The following is a 19,294-nucleotide window of genomic DNA, read 5'->3' as shown; positions in this document are numbered from 1 at the left end:
ATGAACAGTCAGGATAAAATTTATGTTGCCGGTCACAGAGGAATGGTGGGATCTGCCATTGTAAGAAGACTGAAAAAAGATGGGTTTAATAATATCGTTGTAAGAACTTCGTCTGAACTGGACCTGAGAGATCAGGCTTCAGTTGCCAGGTTCTTCAGCGAAGAAAAGCCAGATCATGTATTTTTAGCGGCAGCAAAAGTAGGAGGTATTATCGCCAATAATACCTACAGAGGCCAGTTCATTTATGAGAATCTGATGATCCAGAATAACGTGATCCATCATGCTTATCTTAATGGCGTCAAAAAATTAATGTTCCTGGGTTCTTCTTGCATTTATCCTAAGCTGGCGCCACAGCCACTAAAGGAGGAATATCTGCTAACCGGTCTCCTGGAACCAACCAACCAGCCATATGCAATTGCAAAAATTGCAGGAATTGAAATGTGCGACTCTTACCGCGATCAATATGGCTGTAACTTCATTTCTGTAATGCCTACCAACTTGTATGGCCCTAACGATAATTATGACTTGAATAATTCCCACGTGCTGCCTGCAATGCTTAGAAAAATGCACGAGGCAAAAGTGAATAATCAGGAAGAAGTTGTAATCTGGGGAACAGGAACTCCTAAACGTGAATTCCTTCATGCAGATGATATGGCCGATGCTTGCTTCTATCTGATGCAGCATTATAATGAAAAAGGCCTTGTTAATATCGGGGTAGGAGAAGATATCAGTATCGGTGACCTGGCTCGCCTTATCCAAAAAATTGTTGGTTTTGAAGGAAAACTAGTATTTGATACCTCCAAACCTGATGGTACACCACGCAAATTAATGGATGTTACCAAATTAAATAGTTATGGATGGAAAGCTACTATTGGCCTGGAAGAAGGAATAAGAAAAGTTTACGAAGAAGTTAAAAATAATAATTGGTCCACGAAATAAGTATGGAAAACACTGGAAACTATGTATTTATAATGGCCGGAGGAGTGGGAAGCCGCTTCTGGCCTAAAAGCAGGAATAACTTTCCCAAACAGTTTATTGATATTCTTGGCATAGGTAAATCCTTATTACAACTTACCTACAGCCGATTCCTTAAACTATGTCCGGCTGACAACATCTACATCGTTACCAATGGCACCTACAAAGCATTGGTGAAAGAACAATTGCCAGGTATAAAAGATGAAAATATTCTTTGTGAACCATCAAGGAATAATACCGCTCCGTGTATCGCCTATGCAACCAGCAAACTGGCTGCCATGAATCCTGATGCTAATATGGTAGTGGCCCCTTCTGATCACTTTATTCTCTATGAAGATATCTTTATAGAGAATATTAGAAAAGGTCTTGCAGCAGCAGCCCAACAACCATATTTAGTAACGTTAGGGATTTCACCAACACGTCCTGATACCGGTTACGGCTATATTAAATATGATAAAACCGGAACCGACGGCGTTCATAAAGTAATACAATTTACAGAAAAACCTAACCTGGAAAAAGCACAGGAATTCCTTGCCAGTGGCGAATATGTATGGAATGGTGGTATCTTCATCTGGAATGTAAAAACAGCCCTGGATGCTTTCCGCCACCATGCGCCGGCAATATATGACCTCTTCGCCGCAGGAAATAATCAGTATAATACCGACCAGGAACAGCATTTTATCAATCAGGAATATCCAAAATCCCCTAATATTTCTATTGATTATGCCATCATGGAGAAAGCAGATAACGTATATACCATTCCTGCAGACTTCGGCTGGAGCGACTTAGGTACTTGGGCATCGCTGTATGATGTGGCAGAAAAAAATGAACAGGAAAACGTAAGCAGCGCTCCAGATATTCAGCTCCAGGATACTTATAACAGTATAATCCATCTGCCTGCCGGAAAACTCGGCGTAATAAGAGGTTTAAAAGATTATATCGTTGTCGACGATGGTGATGTCCTGCTCATCTATCCCAAACAGGATGAACAGGAAATCAAAAAAGTTACTGAAATACTGAAAAACCAAAACCTGGAGAAATTCCTCTAACATATTTTTTTATCGTACATTCGGTAACGTTACCGGATGTACGATATTTGTTTATTGATCCCTTACTGTCACTTCATTCTTACGAAAACATTATCTTTGAAGCACTGGAAGACTGTTACGTCATACCAGCGATTGTCAAATATGTGTTTGTGTAGCCTGATTCTGTGTAGCCAATCCTTTATCTCAAAACAAAATTAATGAAGTATCTAGCCAGGGTTGTAGTATTACTACTCCTCTCCAATGCAGCATTCGCTCAAGAAAAATTACCAGTTATCCTGCCGTATAATTATCAGAATATTCGTGAACTGTATATCGATACCAGTAATCATCATACGGCATTTAAACCAATACTTCATGTGGATACAAGCGCTATGTATACCCATCCGGATACGACTAAACGAAGCCTTGTCCACAGAAAATTATTTGATGAACATCTGCTGGAATTCCGCCAGCCAGACTTTAACGTATTCATAGATTTCCTCCCGGATTTTCAAGTAGGTAAGTCCAGAGACGGAAGCAGAACCAATTGGCTGAATACCCGTGGAGCTATCATACAGGCAAATATTGGGACCAAATTTTATTTCGAATCTTCTTTCTACGAGAACCAGGGAAAATTCCCTTATTATCTTGATCAATATATCAGGAAAAACCAAATCGTTCCAGGACAAGGTGGTATCAAAGACTATAGCGACGGTAAAGCTTTTGACTTCAACTATGCCAATGCATTACTATCCTATACACCTAATAAATACCTTAACCTGACCGCAGGTTATGGTACTAACTTCATCGGTGATGGTTACAGATCACTTATCCTCTCCGATATTACTTTCAGCTATCCTTACCTGAAAATTACCGGAACACTGGGAAGCGTACAATACACAGCCATGTGGGCGCAATTCATGGATAAACATAGCAAAGACTTCGCTCAGGCATATGATGATCTTGGATATTATAAGAAATGGGGCGTTTTCCACTTCCTTGATTGGAATGTAAGCAAGAAAGTTACAATCGGATTGTTCGACGCCGTTATCTGGCCAGATGCAGATTCCTCCGGAAGAAAAAGAGGCTTTGATTGGAGTTATATGAACCCAATCATCTTCCTCCGCTCAGCTGAATTCTCTGAAGGTTCTTCAGATAATGCACTGGTAGGAGCAAATATGAAATACAAAGTCTTGCCCAAAACCACACTATATGGGCAACTGGTACTAGACGAATTCAAACTGAAAGAGGTGACTAGCGGTAAAGGCTGGTGGGCCAACAAACAATCATGGCAGTTAGGTTTCCGCTCATTTGACTTGTTTAAAGTGAAAAACTTAGACCTGCAAGGAGAATATAACGCTGTAAGACCTTATACATACTCGTATAAGAGCACATTGATTAACTATGAGCATTATAACCAATCATTGGCTCACCCACTAGGAGCCAATTTCTGGGAAGTATTGGGTATCGCAACTTATAAATATAAAAGGTGGTATGGCAGAGGAGAAATCATGTACTCCAAATATGGTGATGATCCAGATCCCTCTACCAATTACGGACACGACATCTCCAAACCTTATACAAACAGGGTGCATGATTATGGTAACTACATCGGACAAGGCGTAAAAACCAACCTGCTTTATGCACAAGGTACTATCGCTTATGTACTTAACCCTAAGTACAACCTGAGAATAGAAACCTCCTTAGCAGCAAGAAAAGTGACTAATGATCTTAATAAATCTACTGACCTCATCTTCAGTATCGGATTGAGAAGCACCTTCAGGCAGTTCTACTACGATTTTTAACAGTCCTTTATAAAAGTACGCAAGCCCTTACGTTGTTACGTAAGGGCTTTTTATCTTGAGCGGATCGGGGCAAGGATAATGGACTAAGGCCGATGCTAATTGCTGCCGTAGCAGAACTATATTTATTAAGAAAAAACTTAATCAATAGGTGCAGGATAGAAACCAGCGACCAATCTTCACATATCCTTTATGGAATATACGAAAAATATCCGAATAGCCAAGGTCCCCCTCCATTTCTCATTGGGTGCTAAGCTGGATTATTGAAATTATCCTTATAACTTCGCCAAATGCATTACGTTACAGTAGAAGGACTTACAAAATCGTTCGGAGTAAAACCTTTATTCCGGAATATTTCATTCCATATAGAAGAAGGCGATAAAATAGCCCTGGTAGCCTTAAACGGGGCAGGAAAATCCACATTGCTTAAAATCCTCCTCGGAAAAGAAGCTCCGGATGAAGGGAAAGTCTGGATTCATAAAGATGTAACTGTTGTCATGCTGGAACAACAGGCAGACTTCAATCTTTCTAAATCTGTTATTGAAAATATATTCGATCATTCTCATCCGGTACTGAATGCCATCAAAGAATATGAACTACTCACAGAAGAAGGATTAGAACCTGACCCTGAAAAGTTATCTGCTGCCATAACAAAAATGGACGAGCTGAATGCATGGCACTTCGATTCTAAAGTGAAACAGATTCTTGGTAAACTTAATATTCATAAACTTGATCAACCTATCGGTTCATTGTCAGGAGGCCAGCAAAAAAGGGTAGCCCTGGCCAAAGTACTGATTGATATAGGATTTGAACATAAACACGTTCTCCTCATTATGGACGAACCTACCAACCATCTCGATGTAGCAATGATCGAATGGTTGGAAAATTACCTCGACCAGGAAAAAGTAACCCTGCTGCTTGTAACCCACGATCGATATTTCCTCGATAGTGTTTGTAATGAGGTTATGGAACTGGATCAGGAACAGCTTTTTATTTACAAAGGTGATTACGAAAACTACCTGGAGAAGAAAGCTGCCAGAGAAGATAGTGATAAAGCCTCTGTAGAAAAAGCCCGTAACCTCTATCGCAAAGAGCTGGAGTGGATGCGTAAACAACCTAAAGCCCGTACCACCAAATCTAAATCCCGACAGGATAATTTCTATGAAGTAAAGGAAAAAGCTACTACACGCATTCAGGATCAACAGCTGGAACTGAACGTGAAAATGACGAGACTCGGTGGTAAAATCCTTGAACTTAAAAAAGTTTATAAAGCTTATGGCGATCTCGTTATCCTGAAAGGTTTTGACTATACTTTCAAAAAAGGTGAACGTGTTGGTGTAGTTGGTAAAAATGGCGTAGGGAAATCTACCTTTATCAATATGCTCCTCGGAAAGGAACAACCAGATTCTGGTAAAATCAATGTGGGTGAAACCATTGTATTTGGTGATTATTCACAGTCTGGCCTGGAAATTAAGGAAGATATGCGCGTGATAGAATTTGTGAAAAATATCGCCGAAAACTTTCCACTGGCGGATGGCACCAAAGTAAGTGCAGCGCAGTTCCTGGAATTGTTCCTGTTCCCTGCAGAAAAGCAATATACATTTATATCTAAACTCAGTGGCGGTGAAAAACGCCGTCTGCACCTACTGAGTATACTTTTCCGCAATCCGAATTTCCTGGTACTAGATGAACCTACCAACGATCTTGACCTGCCAACACTTAGCATACTTGAGTCATTCCTCCAGGATTTCCAAGGCTGTGTGATTATCGTGAGCCACGACCGTTATTTCATGGATAAACTAGTAGACCACTTGTTTGTTTTTGAAGGAGAAGGAAATATCAGAGATTATCCTGGAAACTATACCCAATATAGAGAAGCAGAGAGAGAAGACGAAAGACGTAAAATTACGGAAGCAAGGAAAGAGCCTGAAAAGCAAGCCAGTATTGCAACTACTCCTGTTGTAGATACTAAAGCCAAGAAGATGTCTTTTAAAGAGAAAAGAGAACTGGAGTTGTTAGAAAAAGAAATTGAATCTTTAGAAGCAGAGAAAAAGCAGCTCGATGAGCAATTATCTTCCGGAACACTACCTTATGAACAGATAGAACCGCTGTCCCGCCGCATTGGAGAAGTAATCGCTCTCCTGGATGAAAAAGGAATGCGCTGGCTGGAATTAAGTGAGATGGCTGGTTAAAAGATGTTGAATTATTATAAAATAAAAAAACCGGTTTCATTGAAACCGGTTTTTTTGTAGCCTCGCCAAGAATCGAACTTGGATCTGGAGCTTCGGAAACTCTTATACTATCCATTGTACTACGAGGCCATGAAGGATGGCAAAACTACATTTTCTGCCCAATAATCCCAAATTACATTAAAGATTGATGTTTGCCTTGAATATCCGCACTGCAATCGCCAGCAGAATTACCCCAAAAAACTTACGAATAACCATCAGGCCAGCCTTGCCTAACAGCCGCTCTATATAACTCAGACTCCTCAACACAACGTACACCAGGATGAGGTTTATCACAATACCTGTAAGAATATTGTAAGTGTCGAAATTGGCTTTCAAAGACATAATAGTTGTAAGCGTCCCAGACCCAGCCACTAACGGAAATGCAATTGGGACTACACTTCCAGCCTTGGCATCTTTCTCGCTCTTGAAAAGTTCAATGCCCAATATCATTTCCAAACCAATGATAAAGATCACAATAGATCCCGCCAAAGCAAATGAATTTACATCCACACTCATCAACCGCAGAAATGGCTCGCCCGCCAGCAAAAACAATATCATCAACACTCCCGAAGCCAAAGTGGCTTTGCCGGCATCTATGTGGCCCAGCTTTTCCTTTAAGGATACAAGAATTGGGATTGATCCTAAAATATCAATTACCGCAAATAACGTAAAGGTAATAGTCAGAATTTGGCCAATATTGAACATCAAGGTTATTTTAGTTCCCTAAATATATGCAGAACGCCCAGAATTCCTATAGTACAGTCCCAATTCTGGTTATATTTGTTTAATATAAGTGTGAATATGACAGAGGATATTATTATTCAGATCAGCAATAAAATCAAAGAAAAAAGAAAATCTAAAGGCATTACCATTCAGGAACTGGCTGATAAAGCCGATGTTAGTAAAGGCCTGATTTCGCAGATCGAAAATAACCGTACCGTGCCCTCTCTGCTGGTGCTAATCAATATTATCCGAGCGCTCAACCTGGATATGAACGAATTCTTCAACGAAATCGATCAGCAAGGACAAGGCGCTAAAGTCATCGTAAAACAAAAAGCCTCCTATCAGGCTTTTGAAAAAGAACCGGCTAAAGGATTTCAATACAAAAGAGTCCTCACAAAAAATGTGAAGAACTTCCCGGTTGATATCGTACTGCTGGAGCTAAAAAAAGGTGCCCGAAGATCACAACTCGTTAAAACAGATGCCTACGAGTATAAATATATCATTAAAGGACAGGTAGAATATCTCATCGATAACGAAAAATACCTCCTCGAAGAGGGCGACTCCCTCTTCTTCGATGGCCGTCTGGGCCACAAACCCGCCAATATCGGCGATACAGATGCCCAAATCCTCGTCGTGTATTTCTTCCTCGATAATGATAAATAAGGAGGGAAGTGTATTTATAAATACTTAACATAAATTTTAGTATAGGTTAACATTTTGGTCATATTCGACCATAACCTTTGCATGGTAAATTTTACCCCCCTAATCTAAATTGCCATGCATTCAAATCTACAACGAGCCGCAGCACGGCTATGCACTTTTCTATTGCTGTTACTGACCGCAGCCACAGCAAACGCGCAGGTCATCAGTGGGAAAGTGCTTAGTAAGGAAGATAAACAAGCCATCATTGGCGCTTCCATCAAAGTACTAGGCACTTCCAAAGGAACTGTTAGTGACGTAAACGGAAACTTTATTATCAATGCCGCTCCCGATGCCACCCTGCTGGTGAGCTTCATCGGATTTACCGCCGAACAGTACAAACTCAATGGACAAAACAATGTTACCATCGAACTCCAGGGCGATAAAAAAGCCCTTGATGAAGTAGTGGTAACGGCACTGGGTATACGTAAAGAAGTAAAACGTGTAGGCTATGCCGTTCAGGAAGTTAAAGGCGCGGACCTCATCAAAGCCCGCGAACCCAATCCTGTCAATGGCCTCGTAGGTAAAGTAGCCGGCCTCACCGTAGGCGCTTCCGCCGAACTGTTAGGCCCACCACTGGTTCTCCTCCGTGGTAACAACATCAACCTCTATGTAGTAGACGGTGTGCCCATCAACTCCGATACCTGGAACATCTCTCCTGATGATATCGAAAGCTATACTGTACTTAAAGGCGTTACCGCCTCCGCTCTTTATGGCTCCCGCGGCGTGAATGGCGCTATCATGATCACCACTAAAAAAGGATCTAAAGATAAACGCGGCTTCTCCATCGACTTCAACTCCAGTACCATGTTCAATAAAGGCTTTATCGCCATCCCTAAAGTACAGGATGAATACGGCCCCGGCGACCACGGTAAATATGCATTCGGTGATGGTAAAGGCGGCGGTATCAATGATGCCGATTACGATATTTGGGGACCTAAATTCGAAGGTCAGCTGATCCCTCAATATGATAGCCCTGTAGACCCTACCACTGGTAAAAGAACAGGTACGCCATGGATCGCACGCGGTAAAAATAACCTCCAGCGCTTCCTGCAAACAGGTATGCTCAGCACCAATAACCTCGCGGTTTCCAGTCATACAGACAAAGCAGATCTCCGATTCTCCCTGTCTCATTCCTACCAGAAAGGTCTGGTGCCAAATACACAACTGAATATCACCAACTTCAATATCTCTGCTGGTTATAACTTCAACCCACGCCTCCGACTGGATGCCTATTTGAACTATAACCGCCAATACACAGACAACTTCCCTGATGTGACCTACGGGCCAAACAGTATTATCTATAATACACTCATCTGGGCAGGCGCCGACTGGAGCATGGACGATATGCGCAACTACTGGCAGCCTGGTAAAGAAGGTATTCAGTCTATCTACGCTGAATATCAGCGTTATCACAACCCTTGGTTCATGACCTATGAATGGCTGCGCGGTCACTATAAAACTGACCTCAACGGCTATGTGAAACTGAACTATAAAATTACTGATAAGATAGAAGCCCTCGTGCGTACCCAGGTGACTGCCTATGACCTGATGCGTAATGAGAAAATGCCTTACTCTGCACACCCTTATGGCCGCGAAGAAGGCAAGGGCGACTATAGAGAAGATAAACGCACCCTGTTTGAAAACAACACAGATGCATTGGTAACTTACACCAATATCTTCCCGCATAAAATTGGTGTGCACGCTTCTGTAGGTGGTAATATCCGCTCTTATAAATTCAATAGCAGCTTTACTTCTACTAACTACCTCAATGCACCAGGATGGTATAGCTTCGCTAACTCCCGCGATCCGTTGTATGCAACCAACTATCTAGCTAAAATGATTGTGTTGAGTACTTATGGTTTTGTAGATATTGATTTAGGAAAATATGCAACGCTCTCCTTGACAGATCGTCTGGATAAGAACTCCAGCCTGCCTTCCGGTCACAATAGCTACTGGTATCCATCTGTGGCCTTGAGCACCGTAGTATCCGATTATGTAAACCTGCCGGCGTTTATTTCTTTCCTGAAATTCAGAGGTTCTTATGCTAACGTAAAAGGCGGTCTTACTCAACCAACGATCGGTGCTACACCAATGGCTTCCTATCCTTTAGGTTATGGTACAGAGTATCAATCTTCTTATGATGGTCCTACCTTCCAGAACTCTGCAAACTATTCAGTAACACCAATTTATCAAACCCAGGCAGGTGCTTATTATACGCAGCTGATCCCGAATCCGAGCCTGCAACCATTTACCAGTAAGGTATATGAGGCTGGTATGGATTTGAGATTTATGAAAAATCGTTTAGGCGTAGACGTTACTTATTATAATAATACAAATGGCCCAAGAATTTATACCCTGCCTTTACCTGTTTCTACTGGTTATTCCGGTGCTTTGGTGAATGGTGTTACTACTCGCCAGAAAGGTTGGGAAGTTGCAGTGAATGGCTCTCCAATCCGTTCAGAGAAAGGGTTTACATGGGATGTAACCGCCAACTGGTCTACATTTAAAGAACATTATATTAGTATCTATGGAAATCAGACAAAGCTGACGCCATTTGTTGGTGTAGGGGATAGGGTGGATGCATTCTATGGCACTAAATTCGTTCGTACGCCAGATGGACAAATTATCAATGGTAACGATGGCCGTCCTATTGTAAATCCAACCAACCAAAAACTTGGTTATGCAAATCCAGATTGGGTTTGGGGCGTTAATAATACTTTCCGCTATAAAGGCGTATCACTGAGCTTCCAGTTTGATGGACGTGTTGGTGGTAACATGATCGATTATATCCAGCAGCAGACTTTCCGCGGTGGTCGTAATATTCTTACCGTTCAAGGTGCAATGGGTGATGCCCGTTACCAGGATTATAAAGGCGTTAAATCATGGCAGGGAGAAGGTGTCGTGATTTCAAACGGTGTACCTATCCAATATGATAATAATGGTAATGTTACCAACGCAGATAAGATGCAGTTTGCGCCAAATTCTACCAAAACCTTCCTGCAAGATTATATCAGCGTGTATTACAAAACCAATGAAGCCAACCTCGTAAGCAAAACATTTGCGAAACTACGTGAGGTAACCATCGGTTATGCACTGCCAGAAACCTTACTGAGAGGCACTTTCATCCGCAACGCGAATGTCTCTTTTGTAGGCCGTAACCTCCTGTACTTCGCTAAACACAAAGATGTGGACATGGACCAGTATCCAGGTGCAGATCAGGGTTCTTCAACGCTGCAGACACCTACAACCCGCAGCTATGGCTTTAATGTAAACCTCACCTTCTAATTATCTGACAATGAAATCTCTTAAAATATTATCACTCGCAGTACTTGCCGGCATTGCATTTAGCAGCTGCAATAAAAAGTTCGATGATTATGGTGTAAACCAAAACCGCCCTGCTGCGGTGCCGCCAAGTATGGTTATCGGTGGCGTACTGGCAGATATGAACGTTGACAAACCATGGAGCAGTGTAATGCGCTGGAACCAGTTCGATTGCTGTAACTATAACTATTACGGTGACCAGCGCTATGATTGGGGCGGTGCCGATCTGGGTAGCTTCTTTTCCCTGACCAACGTATTGCAGATGGAAAAAGAAGCAACCCGCCTGGGAGGTAAAACGGTGAATCCATATAGCGCCCTGGGTAAGTTTTTCCGTGCGTATTTCTATTACAGAATGACCAACCTGGTAGGAGATCTGCCACTGAACGACGCCTTGCAAGGACTAACCACAGCTTCTCCTAAATATGCATCTCAGAAAGAGATTTTTGTGCAGATACTCAAATGGCTGGAAGATGCCAACACCGATCTGGGCACGATGATCGCTAATCCTGATAAAAGTAATACTGCTGAAGGCCAGGTGTTAAAAGGTGATATCTATTTTGGCAACGACCTTACTAAATGGCAACGTGCAGTGAATAGTTTCCATATGCGTGTACTGATTGCATTAAGCAAAAAGACCGCCGACACTGACCTGCAGGTGGCTGCACAGTTCAAGAATATGTTTACCAATCCTACCAAATATCCAGTGATAGAAGGTATGGACGGAAACCTGCAATTCATTTATAACGGTATTAACAAATATCCATCTAACCCGGACAACCTGGGTAATGATGCTACACGTTATAATATGTCTGCAACTTATCTGAATACATTGGTATCCTTAAACGATCCAAGAGCTTATATTACTGCCGAACCGGCAACCGAGCAGGTGAATGTAAAGCATAAAACACCGGCAGATATCACTGCTTATGTGGGCGCACCTTCCGGCCAAAGCCAGGAAGATATGTCTTCGGCGATGTCCAGCGTGGATACTGCGACTTACTCTGTACGCAGCAGGGCGCGTTATTACAGCAGCTATGCCGCGGAACCTGGTGTATTGATCGGTTATCCGGAAGTTTGCTTCAACATTGCAGAGGCAATCAACCGTGGTTGGATTACAGGCGATGCCGAATCATATTATAAAAACGGCATTAAAGCCTCTCTGGGCTTCTATGGTATCCCATTGCAGGGTAATGTCTCCAAAACATATGGAGGCGTTAATTACACCATTCCTTTCGATTTTGAGGGTACCTACTATACGCAGGCTTCGGTGAAGTATAGTGGCAATAATGCACAGGGCTTAACGCAGATATTACAGCAGAAATACCTGGCATTCTTTGAAAACTCAGGCTGGGAGGCGTATTTCAACTATCGCCGTACCGGAGTACCTACCTTCAGTATGGGTACAGGTACGGGTAACAGTGGTGTGATCCCTGTTCGTTGGAAATATCCTGACAGTGAGCGTACAGCCAATACCGTTAACTGGACTACTTCGCTGCAAAGCCAGTTTGGTAGCGGAACTGACGATATCAATGCCGCTATGTGGCTGATTAAATAAGGCAGGGCAATATTTTAGGAATACTAAACAAAAAGGCTTTCCCATGTACCGGGAAAGTCTTTTTTGTTTAATAATACTTAACAATTAGTTTAGCATGGGTTAACATTAAGTTCACATTGGATTGGCAACTTTGATTCAAACAGTGAATATTAATGATGAAAATCCCATGGATTGAACAACGGCTGAAAGGGGCCAGCAACCTGACCTTTTCGCTATATGCCGCCCTGGTGGCTTTTGGCACCTATTCCTGCATGTATGCCTTCAGGAAGCCATTCACCGCTGCCATCTTTGAAGGGATGAGCTTTTGTGGTATTGACTACAAAATATGGCTGGTTATCAGTCAAACCCTGGGTTATGCAGCAAGTAAATTTTATGGGATAAGATTTATTGCTGAGATGAAAGGCCAGCGCAGAGCAGCCAGCATCCTGATGCTGATACTTATTTCCTGGATATCATTACTGTTATTTGCCATCGTTCCGGCGCCTTACAATATTCCTTTCCTGTTTATCAATGGATTTCCGCTGGGAATGATCTGGGGGCTGGTATTCAGCTATCTGGAAGGCCGCCGCAGCACGGAGTTTATGGGTGCTGTACTCTCTATCAGTTTTATTTTCTCTTCAGGATTTGTGAAATCGGTAGGTAAGTCCACCATCCTTGATTGGGGCGTTAAAGAAAACTGGATGCCTTTTGTGACCGGCCTGGTATTCATTGTTCCCATATTGATTTTTGTGTTGTTACTGGAGCAAATCCCGCCACCATCCGCGAAAGATGAGCAGTTGCGCACGAAACGCGCCCCCATGGACAAAGAAGAGCGTCGCAAGTTTCTGCGTGCATTCTTACCAGGGCTTATCCTTCTCATTGCCAGTTATGTGATGCTAACAGTATTACGTGATATCAGAGATAATTTTTCTGCGGATATCTGGAAAGATCTTGGCTATGGCGCTACCTCTGGGATTTTCACACAAACAGAAATACCAGTTTCGCTGGCCATTATAGCGATTATGAGTATGCTGGTATTTGTGAAGAATAACTATAAAGCGTTTATGCTGAATCACTTTATCGTAGTGCTGGGATTTGGGATAGCGCTGGCTAGTACGATATTATTCAAGGCTCATCATATGGGGCCTGTTTGGTGGATGACCCTGACCGGACTCGGTTTATATATGGGCTACATCCCTTTTAACTGTATTTTCTTTGAACGTTTGATAGCCGTATTTAAATACGTGAGCAACGTGGGTTTTATCATGTATGTAGCGGATTCTTTTGGATACCTGGGAAGCGTATTGGTAATGCTGGCGAGGAATTTTTATAATATGAAGATGTCGTGGAGCGAGTTTTTTATAGATGCCTTGCTGGGAGTGAGTTTGGTGGGAATGGTGCTGATGGTGGTGTCTTCCTTCTATTTTAGAAATAAATATCTGACAGTGAACAACGATACGCATCCAATCATCAATGGAGAGGTGCAGATAGCAGCCTGAAATGAGGAGTCAGGCGAAAATAAAAAAGGTAAATCGTGATTGATTCATGCACGATTTACCTTTTTTTATTGAAAGAGATTACTGATCTTATTCTTTGTCAGCTGAAGCCTTTTTAGTGGTAGGCTCGTCTTTCGCGTCTTTGAATTCGCGAATGCCGCTACCTAAGCCACGCATCAATTCAGGAATCTTCTTACCACCAAACAATAACAGAATTACCAAAGCAATCAGCAGTAATTCCTTGATACCAATTTCCTGCAAAAACAAAAGCGGAATATTCAAGAATGATGTTGTCATTATACCAGGTTTTAGTGTGTTCTTTTACGGTAAATATTTGTATAAAGTTAGTACGAAATCTTGTTTTTTCAGAGTTTAGCCGAGATATTTACAATGATATATATAAATTTTTATATTTCAGATGATTATGAATTATAAAAATCAATCTTTACCTCTTTATTTTCCACTTTTAAGCGGGCTACCCTACCATATTCTGTACGGCGCTCAAACGATTTTTCCAAGGGTGTTTCGGTGATATGAGCCAGCAAAGCCCGGATGATACCACTATGCGTTACTATAACTGCATCTTCTCCTTTGTTGATGACTTCGTTTAAAACGGCCACTGCACGATCTCTCAGGTCTACATAGCTTTCGCCGCCAGGCACCCTTTCATAAACAAAATCGTCCATCCATTTCTGGAGGGCATCCGGTCCCAGATCATCCCATCGCTTCATTTCCCATTCTCCGAAATTCAGTTCCTTGAGGCGGTCGTCTGTGGTAAATTGGTCCCCAAAAAGGTAAGTGGCCAGTTTAAAGCAGCGTTGGAGCGGGCTGGAATATACTACCAGCGGCATATCAGGCATAAGGCCCTTTATACGGGCAGCTTCTGTCTCAAAAGTTGGCGCTACATCTATATCAGCAAAACCATAACAAATTCCACGTTCTACGGCCGGAGTGGTGTGCCGGATCAGGTATATTTCCATGCCAGAATGCAAAAACACAAATATATGACTGTTTCTGCTACCTGTTGTACGGCACCCAGGCAATCGCCGGTATAGCCGCCTATCCATTTGAGCATCAGTCTTGCCATATACATCCTCACCAACACCAGGGCGGGGATAGTCAGTAATAAGGAATAATTATGTAAAAGGAAGGTAACTGCCAGGAAAGGGGTGATCCCAAAGAAGGAGGCGATCACCATATCTGCTCCTGTAATACCTTTTGCAATAGGTTTTGCTTTGCTCAGTTCATCTTCTCTTACATACTGTTGTGTATAGATGATGGTGATGGCTGTAAACCTGCTCAGTGGCTGAGCAGCAATGATGGCCATCATGAGTACATGTAAGGGCAGGCACATCAACGACACCAGTTTGGTGGCTATGAGTAGGAGTAGGCCTAGCATGCCGTAAGTTCCTATACGGCTGTCTTTCATGATTTCCAGTATACGTTCTTTGGTCCATCCGCCGCCGAAGCCGTCGCACATATCGGCGAAGCCATCTTCGTGGAAGGCGCCTGTAACCCATACACTCACACAAATGCAGAGTAATGCGGTAAGTGTTTTGGGGGCTATATCTCCCAGTGCCCATACTACCAATAACATAAATCCGCCGGTAATCCATCCTACCAGTGGCAGATAACGGGTGGCCTTATTTAGTGATTCGGGATCATAAGGTTCGCTAACGGTAACGGGTAAACGGGTATAGAACATGAGGGCAGTAAGGATCAGTTGCCATTGCTTCCTCATATCGACCTATTTGAAACCTGAGCACTATTAAAGCTGGCCATCTCCTCCAGGAAGGCTACTGCGCTTTGTACCAGTGGAATAGCTAATGCTGCGCCGGTGCCTTCGCCCAGGCGCATATCCAGTTGGAGTAGTGGATCGGCATGGAGGTATTTGAGCATGGCCTGGTGACCTTTCTCATTGGAGCAGTGTGCAAATATGCAGTATTCCAATACTGCAGGGTACATCGCTGCTGCCGCCAGCAGGGCTGCCGACACGATGAAACCATCTATCACGATCATCATCTTAAATTCTGCGGCCTGGATAATAGCGCCACAGATCATGGCAATTTCGAAGCCTCCGAAAGTCGCCAATGCCTGTACAGGTGAACCTGGTGTTGGGTGGAATGCCTGTACCTGACGTAATATGGCCTTTTTTTGCTCCAGTTGCTGGATATTTGAGCCTGTGCCAATGCCTACGCATTCATCGATGGGAAGGCCGGTAAAATGACTCATCAGCAATGCCGCTGATGAGGTATTGCCAATACCCATTTCACCAAAGCCAATGATATTGCAGCCTTCTTGAAATAACTGGTATACTTCTTCTGCGCCCGCGTCCATAGCTGCGGCGCACTGCTCTTTGCTCATGGCTGGTTGGTGCATGTAATTCTTTGTGCCCATACCTATCTTCCGGTCGCGAAGCTGTGGATGGGTACCAAAGCTGTGATTAACGCCGGCATCTACTATTCTGAGGTCCAGTTTATGCTGTCGGGAAAAAACATTGATTGCAGCGCCTCCGTTCAGGAAATTGTACACCATCTGAGCGGTAACCGCCTGTGGGAAAGGGTTTACAAGTCCGTCTTCCGCAATGCCATGATCGCCGGCAAATACTATGATGGCCGGATGATGCAATGCTGGTGTAAGTGTTTCCTGGATTAAGCCGGCCTGGAGCGCTATTTGTTCCAGTTTGCCCAAAGAGCCTGGAGGCTTTGTTTTCTGATTAATTTTCTCTTGCAAGGGTTCCTTCAGTAAGGTAGATACGGGTGTAATCATCTTATTTCTCCTCTTTTTATATCAACACAAAAAATAATTCGCTATCGCTTGCCAGCTTCATCTTTAATAATAACGGGAATCCCGGCAACCATCAGTATAACAGTATCGGCTAAACGGGCTATGTATTGGTTGGTCCATCCCTGCATGTCTGCAAACTTGCGGGCGACAACAGTCTCGCCATGGATACCCATTCCGATTTCATTGGATACGATGATATAGGTACCGGCTTTATGGTGAATTGCATCTATCTCAGCCTGTATGGTTTCCATGGCTGGTGTTATATCGTGCGACGAATCTTCAAATAAATTGGTAAGCCAAAGTGTGACACAGTCTATTACAACGGTTTGGCCCTCCAGGGGTAAGCTGCTGACTTTTCTTTCTTCTTCATAATTGATCCAGGCGGCGCCACGGTCATCTTTATGCCGCTGCACTCTTTCTGCAAAATCATCATCCCAGATATGCGCAGTGGCTACATAAACCGGATTGGCACTTAATGAAAGCGCAAGGTTTTGTGCATACCTGCTTTTTCCGGACCTAACACCGCCTGTGATCAAATATATCATGAATAAGTTTAGTTTAATACTGGCATGGCAGGGAAGAAGTATCCGCTATATGGAACACTCTTTTTCAAAGCACCTGTTACTGCGTTATATATAAACAGCGTGTTCTCTTTAGAGTTCACACCATAGCCTGGTTTCATGGCTGTAATTACCAGTGTAGTATCTATCGGGTTGTATCTAACACCAGCGCCATAGAGTTCTCTGTCTGCCGGTAGTTTCACGATAGGAACAGTAAGGGTACTATCTATACCTGGTACAAATTTATAAACATTGGAACCACCACCATACTGGCCGGTTTGTGCAAAGAAGATCGCATTTTCAGCACGTGATGCACAGAAAGAGCCTGCATTCCAGAAGCCCCAGGTACTGTAAATATCAAAGCTGATAGGGTAAGTCTGTACGGCCAGGGTACCACCATCAATTGCATAGAGGTTTTTACCTTCTCCAGCCCAGATGCGGCCATCACGGCTTTTCGCAAATCCTACCGAAGCTTTCACTGGTTTATTGACAACACTGAGGTCTGATGCATTTAATACAACCACACCGTCGTTTGCTGTTAATACAAACACATAATTATCTGATTTCAGCATACTACCAGCTTCTCCGGTAATACCATTTACTTTACCGGTAAGGGTGAAGCTGTTCAGGTCCATAATGTAAACACCGTCAGTAGTGCTTACGAGGCCACGGGAATTATCCACGCCGCAGAAAGCATGTCCTTCAGCTGGCAGTGGAGCAGTACGGCCTTTCTCAAGCAGGTTATAAGCATCCGCAATCACCAATGGACCTTGCTTGGAAACAATATATAACAGGCCGTTATAAATCGCACCATATTCGGAAGTAACACCCAGTTGTTTACCGGCATTTACTTTTCCATAGATATTCTGATAAACGCTGTCTGCACCATTACGATAAAAATTCAGCTCACCGGTAGAAGGCCAGTTGCCTTCATTCACGATATAGAAGCCGTTTTCCCATGGTCCCAGTACTTTAATACGATAGTAGTAACCAGAAAGACTGTTACCTGAAAATACTTTAAAGGAGATAGTATAATCACCTCTTTCGGTAGGTTTAAAGGTGAAAGTAGAATCTGTTCCTTTCTCAACACCATTTACAAGCCATTGGTAAGTTGGCGTGCCAGTAACATTGCCCAGCTGCGGACGAATAGTCCTGGAATCGCCTATATAAATAGTATCATTTCCATTCCCATTATTATTCAATCCCGGGGAAACAACCGCAGGTACAGTAATACCCGCCTCGTTTTTCTGGCAGGCGGTGATTCCCATCATGGCCAATGCTACGAGTACCAGGGGAAACTGAAGTGAGCGTGAAATTTTACGCATGAGCTATTGATTTTTTATACGATTTTCCGATGCGTATACCCGTTGTCGTTGGAAACGTGCATACCCGGTGCTATAGACAGAGTTGAACTTATGCAAGATAGGAAATCGGGTTTCCCCAAAAAAGATTTAGAGATTCATTACGTGTAAAACCTTTAGGGTACTACGCGTAATAAATCTCTAAACTTAACTAATATTTATCGCTAACAGGCATTACTGCGCAGTACGCAGCTTTTTGCCCTGAACCAGTACCAGACCGCCGAAGAAAACAGCAGAATAGATGAGGGTACCAGCGAGGAAAAATCTCATGTAAGGAATTGCCTGGGCATAGCAGCTGATAAAGCCTGCCATGTTCTTAGTGTATGGCTGCATGGTAGTCATATCAGTACCACCAGCAATCCAAACGCCGAAATCAGAAACTACCCAATGAACGATAGCCGCAACAATAGAAGCCGCCACGATATTGCCAACGGCAATTTTCTTAATCATCACCTGACCTACCAATACGATCAGTACAAAGCTCAGGTATGTCCAATACCAGCCGCTATACAGCAAGCCCTGTGCATATTGCTTGTTAAACACCTGCATCAGCACTAAGTCACTGAGGAACAGCGCCAGCAAAGGAAATACAAATGCTTTCCAGCTTTTAGCGAAAGTAGAACCGCCAAACAGCGCCATCGCTCCTAATGGTGAAAACATTGCAATCGGCGACATACTAGCATCTGCGCCCAACACAACTCTGATAACACCTGCTGCCAGAATAAACAGCAACAGCACACCAAATTGCGGATTAAGATTCTTTAAAGACATATG

16 protein-coding genes and 1 tRNA gene are annotated in these 19,294 nt (G+C 43.0%); 8 read left to right on the top strand and 9 right to left on the bottom strand.

Annotation, left to right across the window (positions count from 1 at the left end):
* From ACE38W_RS20490 to ACE38W_RS20475, 4 genes are all read left to right on the top strand, one after another.
* On the top strand, nucleotides 1-939 hold the full coding sequence (locus tag ACE38W_RS20490) for a GDP-L-fucose synthase family protein (RefSeq protein WP_375833993.1): 939 nt from the start codon (nucleotides 1-3) through the stop codon (nucleotides 937-939).
* 2 nt (nucleotides 940-941) lie between these two features.
* Nucleotides 942-2,024: a mannose-1-phosphate guanylyltransferase gene (locus ACE38W_RS20485; RefSeq protein ID WP_375833991.1), complete on the top strand. Its 1,083-nt coding sequence runs from the start codon at nucleotides 942-944 to the stop codon at nucleotides 2,022-2,024.
* Between the two features lie 197 nt (nucleotides 2,025-2,221).
* Nucleotides 2,222-3,808: a hypothetical protein gene (locus ACE38W_RS20480; RefSeq protein WP_375833989.1), complete on the top strand. Its 1,587-nt coding sequence runs from the start codon at nucleotides 2,222-2,224 to the stop codon at nucleotides 3,806-3,808.
* 287 nt (nucleotides 3,809-4,095) lie between these two features.
* A complete protein-coding gene (locus ACE38W_RS20475) occupies nucleotides 4,096-5,997 on the top strand; it encodes an ABC-F family ATP-binding cassette domain-containing protein (RefSeq protein WP_375833987.1) in 1,902 nt (633 codons plus the stop codon).
* A 57-nt stretch (nucleotides 5,998-6,054) separates the two neighbouring features.
* On the opposite strand, the gene ACE38W_RS20470 is transcribed toward ACE38W_RS20475, so the two are convergent.
* Nucleotides 6,055-6,126 (bottom strand) — tRNA-Arg (locus tag ACE38W_RS20470).
* Between the two features lie 48 nt (nucleotides 6,127-6,174).
* Nucleotides 6,175-6,741: a MarC family protein gene (locus ACE38W_RS20465; RefSeq protein ID WP_375833984.1), complete on the bottom strand. Its 567-nt coding sequence runs from the start codon at nucleotides 6,739-6,741 to the stop codon at nucleotides 6,175-6,177.
* Between the two features lie 96 nt (nucleotides 6,742-6,837).
* Between ACE38W_RS20465 and ACE38W_RS20460 the strand changes: the two genes are divergently transcribed.
* The 4 genes from ACE38W_RS20460 to ACE38W_RS20445 all read left to right on the top strand — a co-directional run bounded on the left by ACE38W_RS20460 (nucleotide 6,838) and on the right by ACE38W_RS20445 (nucleotide 13,815).
* Nucleotides 6,838-7,422, top strand: a complete 585-nt coding sequence (locus ACE38W_RS20460) for a helix-turn-helix domain-containing protein (protein WP_375833982.1) — start codon at nucleotides 6,838-6,840, stop codon at nucleotides 7,420-7,422.
* Nucleotides 7,423-7,536: 114 nt separating this feature from the next.
* The gene (locus ACE38W_RS20455) at nucleotides 7,537-10,746 is read left to right on the top strand and encodes a SusC/RagA family TonB-linked outer membrane protein (RefSeq protein WP_375833980.1); all 3,210 of its coding nucleotides are present in this window, start codon (nucleotides 7,537-7,539) and stop codon (nucleotides 10,744-10,746) included.
* Between the two features lie 10 nt (nucleotides 10,747-10,756).
* Complete coding sequence (locus ACE38W_RS20450; RefSeq protein ID WP_375833977.1) at nucleotides 10,757-12,337, top strand: SusD/RagB family nutrient-binding outer membrane lipoprotein; 1,581 nt, start codon at nucleotides 10,757-10,759, stop codon at nucleotides 12,335-12,337.
* A 152-nt stretch (nucleotides 12,338-12,489) separates the two neighbouring features.
* Nucleotides 12,490-13,815, top strand: coding sequence for a DUF5690 family protein (locus tag ACE38W_RS20445; RefSeq protein WP_375833974.1), 1,326 nt, complete (start codon nucleotides 12,490-12,492; stop codon nucleotides 13,813-13,815).
* 87 nt (nucleotides 13,816-13,902) lie between these two features.
* Here the strand turns inward: ACE38W_RS20445 and ACE38W_RS20440 are convergent, their stop codons facing one another.
* The 7 genes from ACE38W_RS20440 to ACE38W_RS20410 all read right to left on the bottom strand — a co-directional run bounded on the left by ACE38W_RS20440 (nucleotide 13,903) and on the right by ACE38W_RS20410 (nucleotide 19,291).
* On the bottom strand, nucleotides 13,903-14,109 hold the full coding sequence (locus tag ACE38W_RS20440) for a twin-arginine translocase TatA/TatE family subunit (RefSeq protein ID WP_375833971.1): 207 nt from the start codon (nucleotides 14,107-14,109) through the stop codon (nucleotides 13,903-13,905).
* Between the two features lie 125 nt (nucleotides 14,110-14,234).
* A complete protein-coding gene (cobC, locus tag ACE38W_RS20435) occupies nucleotides 14,235-14,792 on the bottom strand; it encodes an alpha-ribazole phosphatase family protein (protein ID WP_375833968.1) in 558 nt (185 codons plus the stop codon).
* Nucleotides 14,777-15,553 (bottom strand): adenosylcobinamide-GDP ribazoletransferase, encoded by a 777-nt coding sequence (locus tag ACE38W_RS20430; protein WP_375833965.1) that lies wholly within the window; start codon nucleotides 15,551-15,553, stop codon nucleotides 14,777-14,779. The genes cobC and ACE38W_RS20430 overlap by 16 nt, the downstream gene beginning before the upstream one ends.
* Nucleotides 15,550-16,581, bottom strand: a complete 1,032-nt coding sequence (gene cobT, locus ACE38W_RS20425; protein WP_375833962.1) for a nicotinate-nucleotide--dimethylbenzimidazole phosphoribosyltransferase — start codon at nucleotides 16,579-16,581, stop codon at nucleotides 15,550-15,552. The genes ACE38W_RS20430 and cobT overlap by 4 nt, the downstream gene beginning before the upstream one ends.
* 41 nt (nucleotides 16,582-16,622) lie before the next feature.
* A complete protein-coding gene (locus ACE38W_RS20420; protein ID WP_375833960.1) occupies nucleotides 16,623-17,144 on the bottom strand; it encodes a bifunctional adenosylcobinamide kinase/adenosylcobinamide-phosphate guanylyltransferase in 522 nt (173 codons plus the stop codon).
* Nucleotides 17,145-17,152: 8 nt separating this feature from the next.
* Nucleotides 17,153-18,484 carry a DUF5074 domain-containing protein gene (locus tag ACE38W_RS20415; RefSeq protein ID WP_375833957.1) on the bottom strand — a complete coding sequence of 444 codons (1,332 nt, stop codon included), beginning with the start codon at nucleotides 18,482-18,484 and terminating at the stop codon, nucleotides 17,153-17,155.
* Between the two features lie 210 nt (nucleotides 18,485-18,694).
* Nucleotides 18,695-19,291, bottom strand: a complete 597-nt coding sequence (locus ACE38W_RS20410) for a DUF6580 family putative transport protein (protein ID WP_375833954.1) — start codon at nucleotides 19,289-19,291, stop codon at nucleotides 18,695-18,697.
* Nucleotides 19,292-19,294: the final 3 nt, after the last annotated feature.

The sequence above is a fragment of the Chitinophaga sp. Hz27 genome, from assembly GCF_042263525.1.
Taxonomy (GTDB): Bacteria; Bacteroidota; Bacteroidia; order Chitinophagales; family Chitinophagaceae; genus Chitinophaga.
The sequence above is the reverse complement of the archived record's forward strand: the minus strand, read 5'-3'. Positions and strand labels throughout refer to the sequence as shown.

What these genes read in the sequence shown, in the direction of transcription:
- ACE38W_RS20490 (WP_375833993.1), top strand. Translation starts at nt 1, where the DNA reads ATGAACAGTCAGGATAAAATTTATGTTGCCGGTCACAGAGGAATGGTG.
- ACE38W_RS20485 (WP_375833991.1), top strand. Translation starts at nt 942, where the DNA reads ATGGAAAACACTGGAAACTATGTATTTATAATGGCCGGAGGAGTGGGA.
- ACE38W_RS20480 (WP_375833989.1), top strand. Translation starts at nt 2,222, where the DNA reads ATGAAGTATCTAGCCAGGGTTGTAGTATTACTACTCCTCTCCAATGCA.
- ACE38W_RS20475 (WP_375833987.1), top strand. Translation starts at nt 4,096, where the DNA reads ATGCATTACGTTACAGTAGAAGGACTTACAAAATCGTTCGGAGTAAAA.
- ACE38W_RS20465 (WP_375833984.1), bottom strand. Translation starts at nt 6,741, where the DNA reads ATGTTCAATATTGGCCAAATTCTGACTATTACCTTTACGTTATTTGCG.
- ACE38W_RS20460 (WP_375833982.1), top strand. Translation starts at nt 6,838, where the DNA reads ATGACAGAGGATATTATTATTCAGATCAGCAATAAAATCAAAGAAAAA.
- ACE38W_RS20455 (WP_375833980.1), top strand. Translation starts at nt 7,537, where the DNA reads ATGCATTCAAATCTACAACGAGCCGCAGCACGGCTATGCACTTTTCTA.
- ACE38W_RS20450 (WP_375833977.1), top strand. Translation starts at nt 10,757, where the DNA reads ATGAAATCTCTTAAAATATTATCACTCGCAGTACTTGCCGGCATTGCA.
- ACE38W_RS20445 (WP_375833974.1), top strand. Translation starts at nt 12,490, where the DNA reads ATGATGAAAATCCCATGGATTGAACAACGGCTGAAAGGGGCCAGCAAC.
- ACE38W_RS20440 (WP_375833971.1), bottom strand. Translation starts at nt 14,109, where the DNA reads ATGACAACATCATTCTTGAATATTCCGCTTTTGTTTTTGCAGGAAATT.
- cobC (WP_375833968.1), bottom strand. Translation starts at nt 14,792, where the DNA reads ATGGAAATATACCTGATCCGGCACACCACTCCGGCCGTAGAACGTGGA.
- ACE38W_RS20430 (WP_375833965.1), bottom strand. Translation starts at nt 15,553, where the DNA reads ATGAGGAAGCAATGGCAACTGATCCTTACTGCCCTCATGTTCTATACC.
- cobT (WP_375833962.1), bottom strand. Translation starts at nt 16,581, where the DNA reads ATGATTACACCCGTATCTACCTTACTGAAGGAACCCTTGCAAGAGAAA.
- ACE38W_RS20420 (WP_375833960.1), bottom strand. Translation starts at nt 17,144, where the DNA reads ATGATATATTTGATCACAGGCGGTGTTAGGTCCGGAAAAAGCAGGTAT.
- ACE38W_RS20415 (WP_375833957.1), bottom strand. Translation starts at nt 18,484, where the DNA reads ATGCGTAAAATTTCACGCTCACTTCAGTTTCCCCTGGTACTCGTAGCA.
- ACE38W_RS20410 (WP_375833954.1), bottom strand. Translation starts at nt 19,291, where the DNA reads ATGTCTTTAAAGAATCTTAATCCGCAATTTGGTGTGCTGTTGCTGTTT.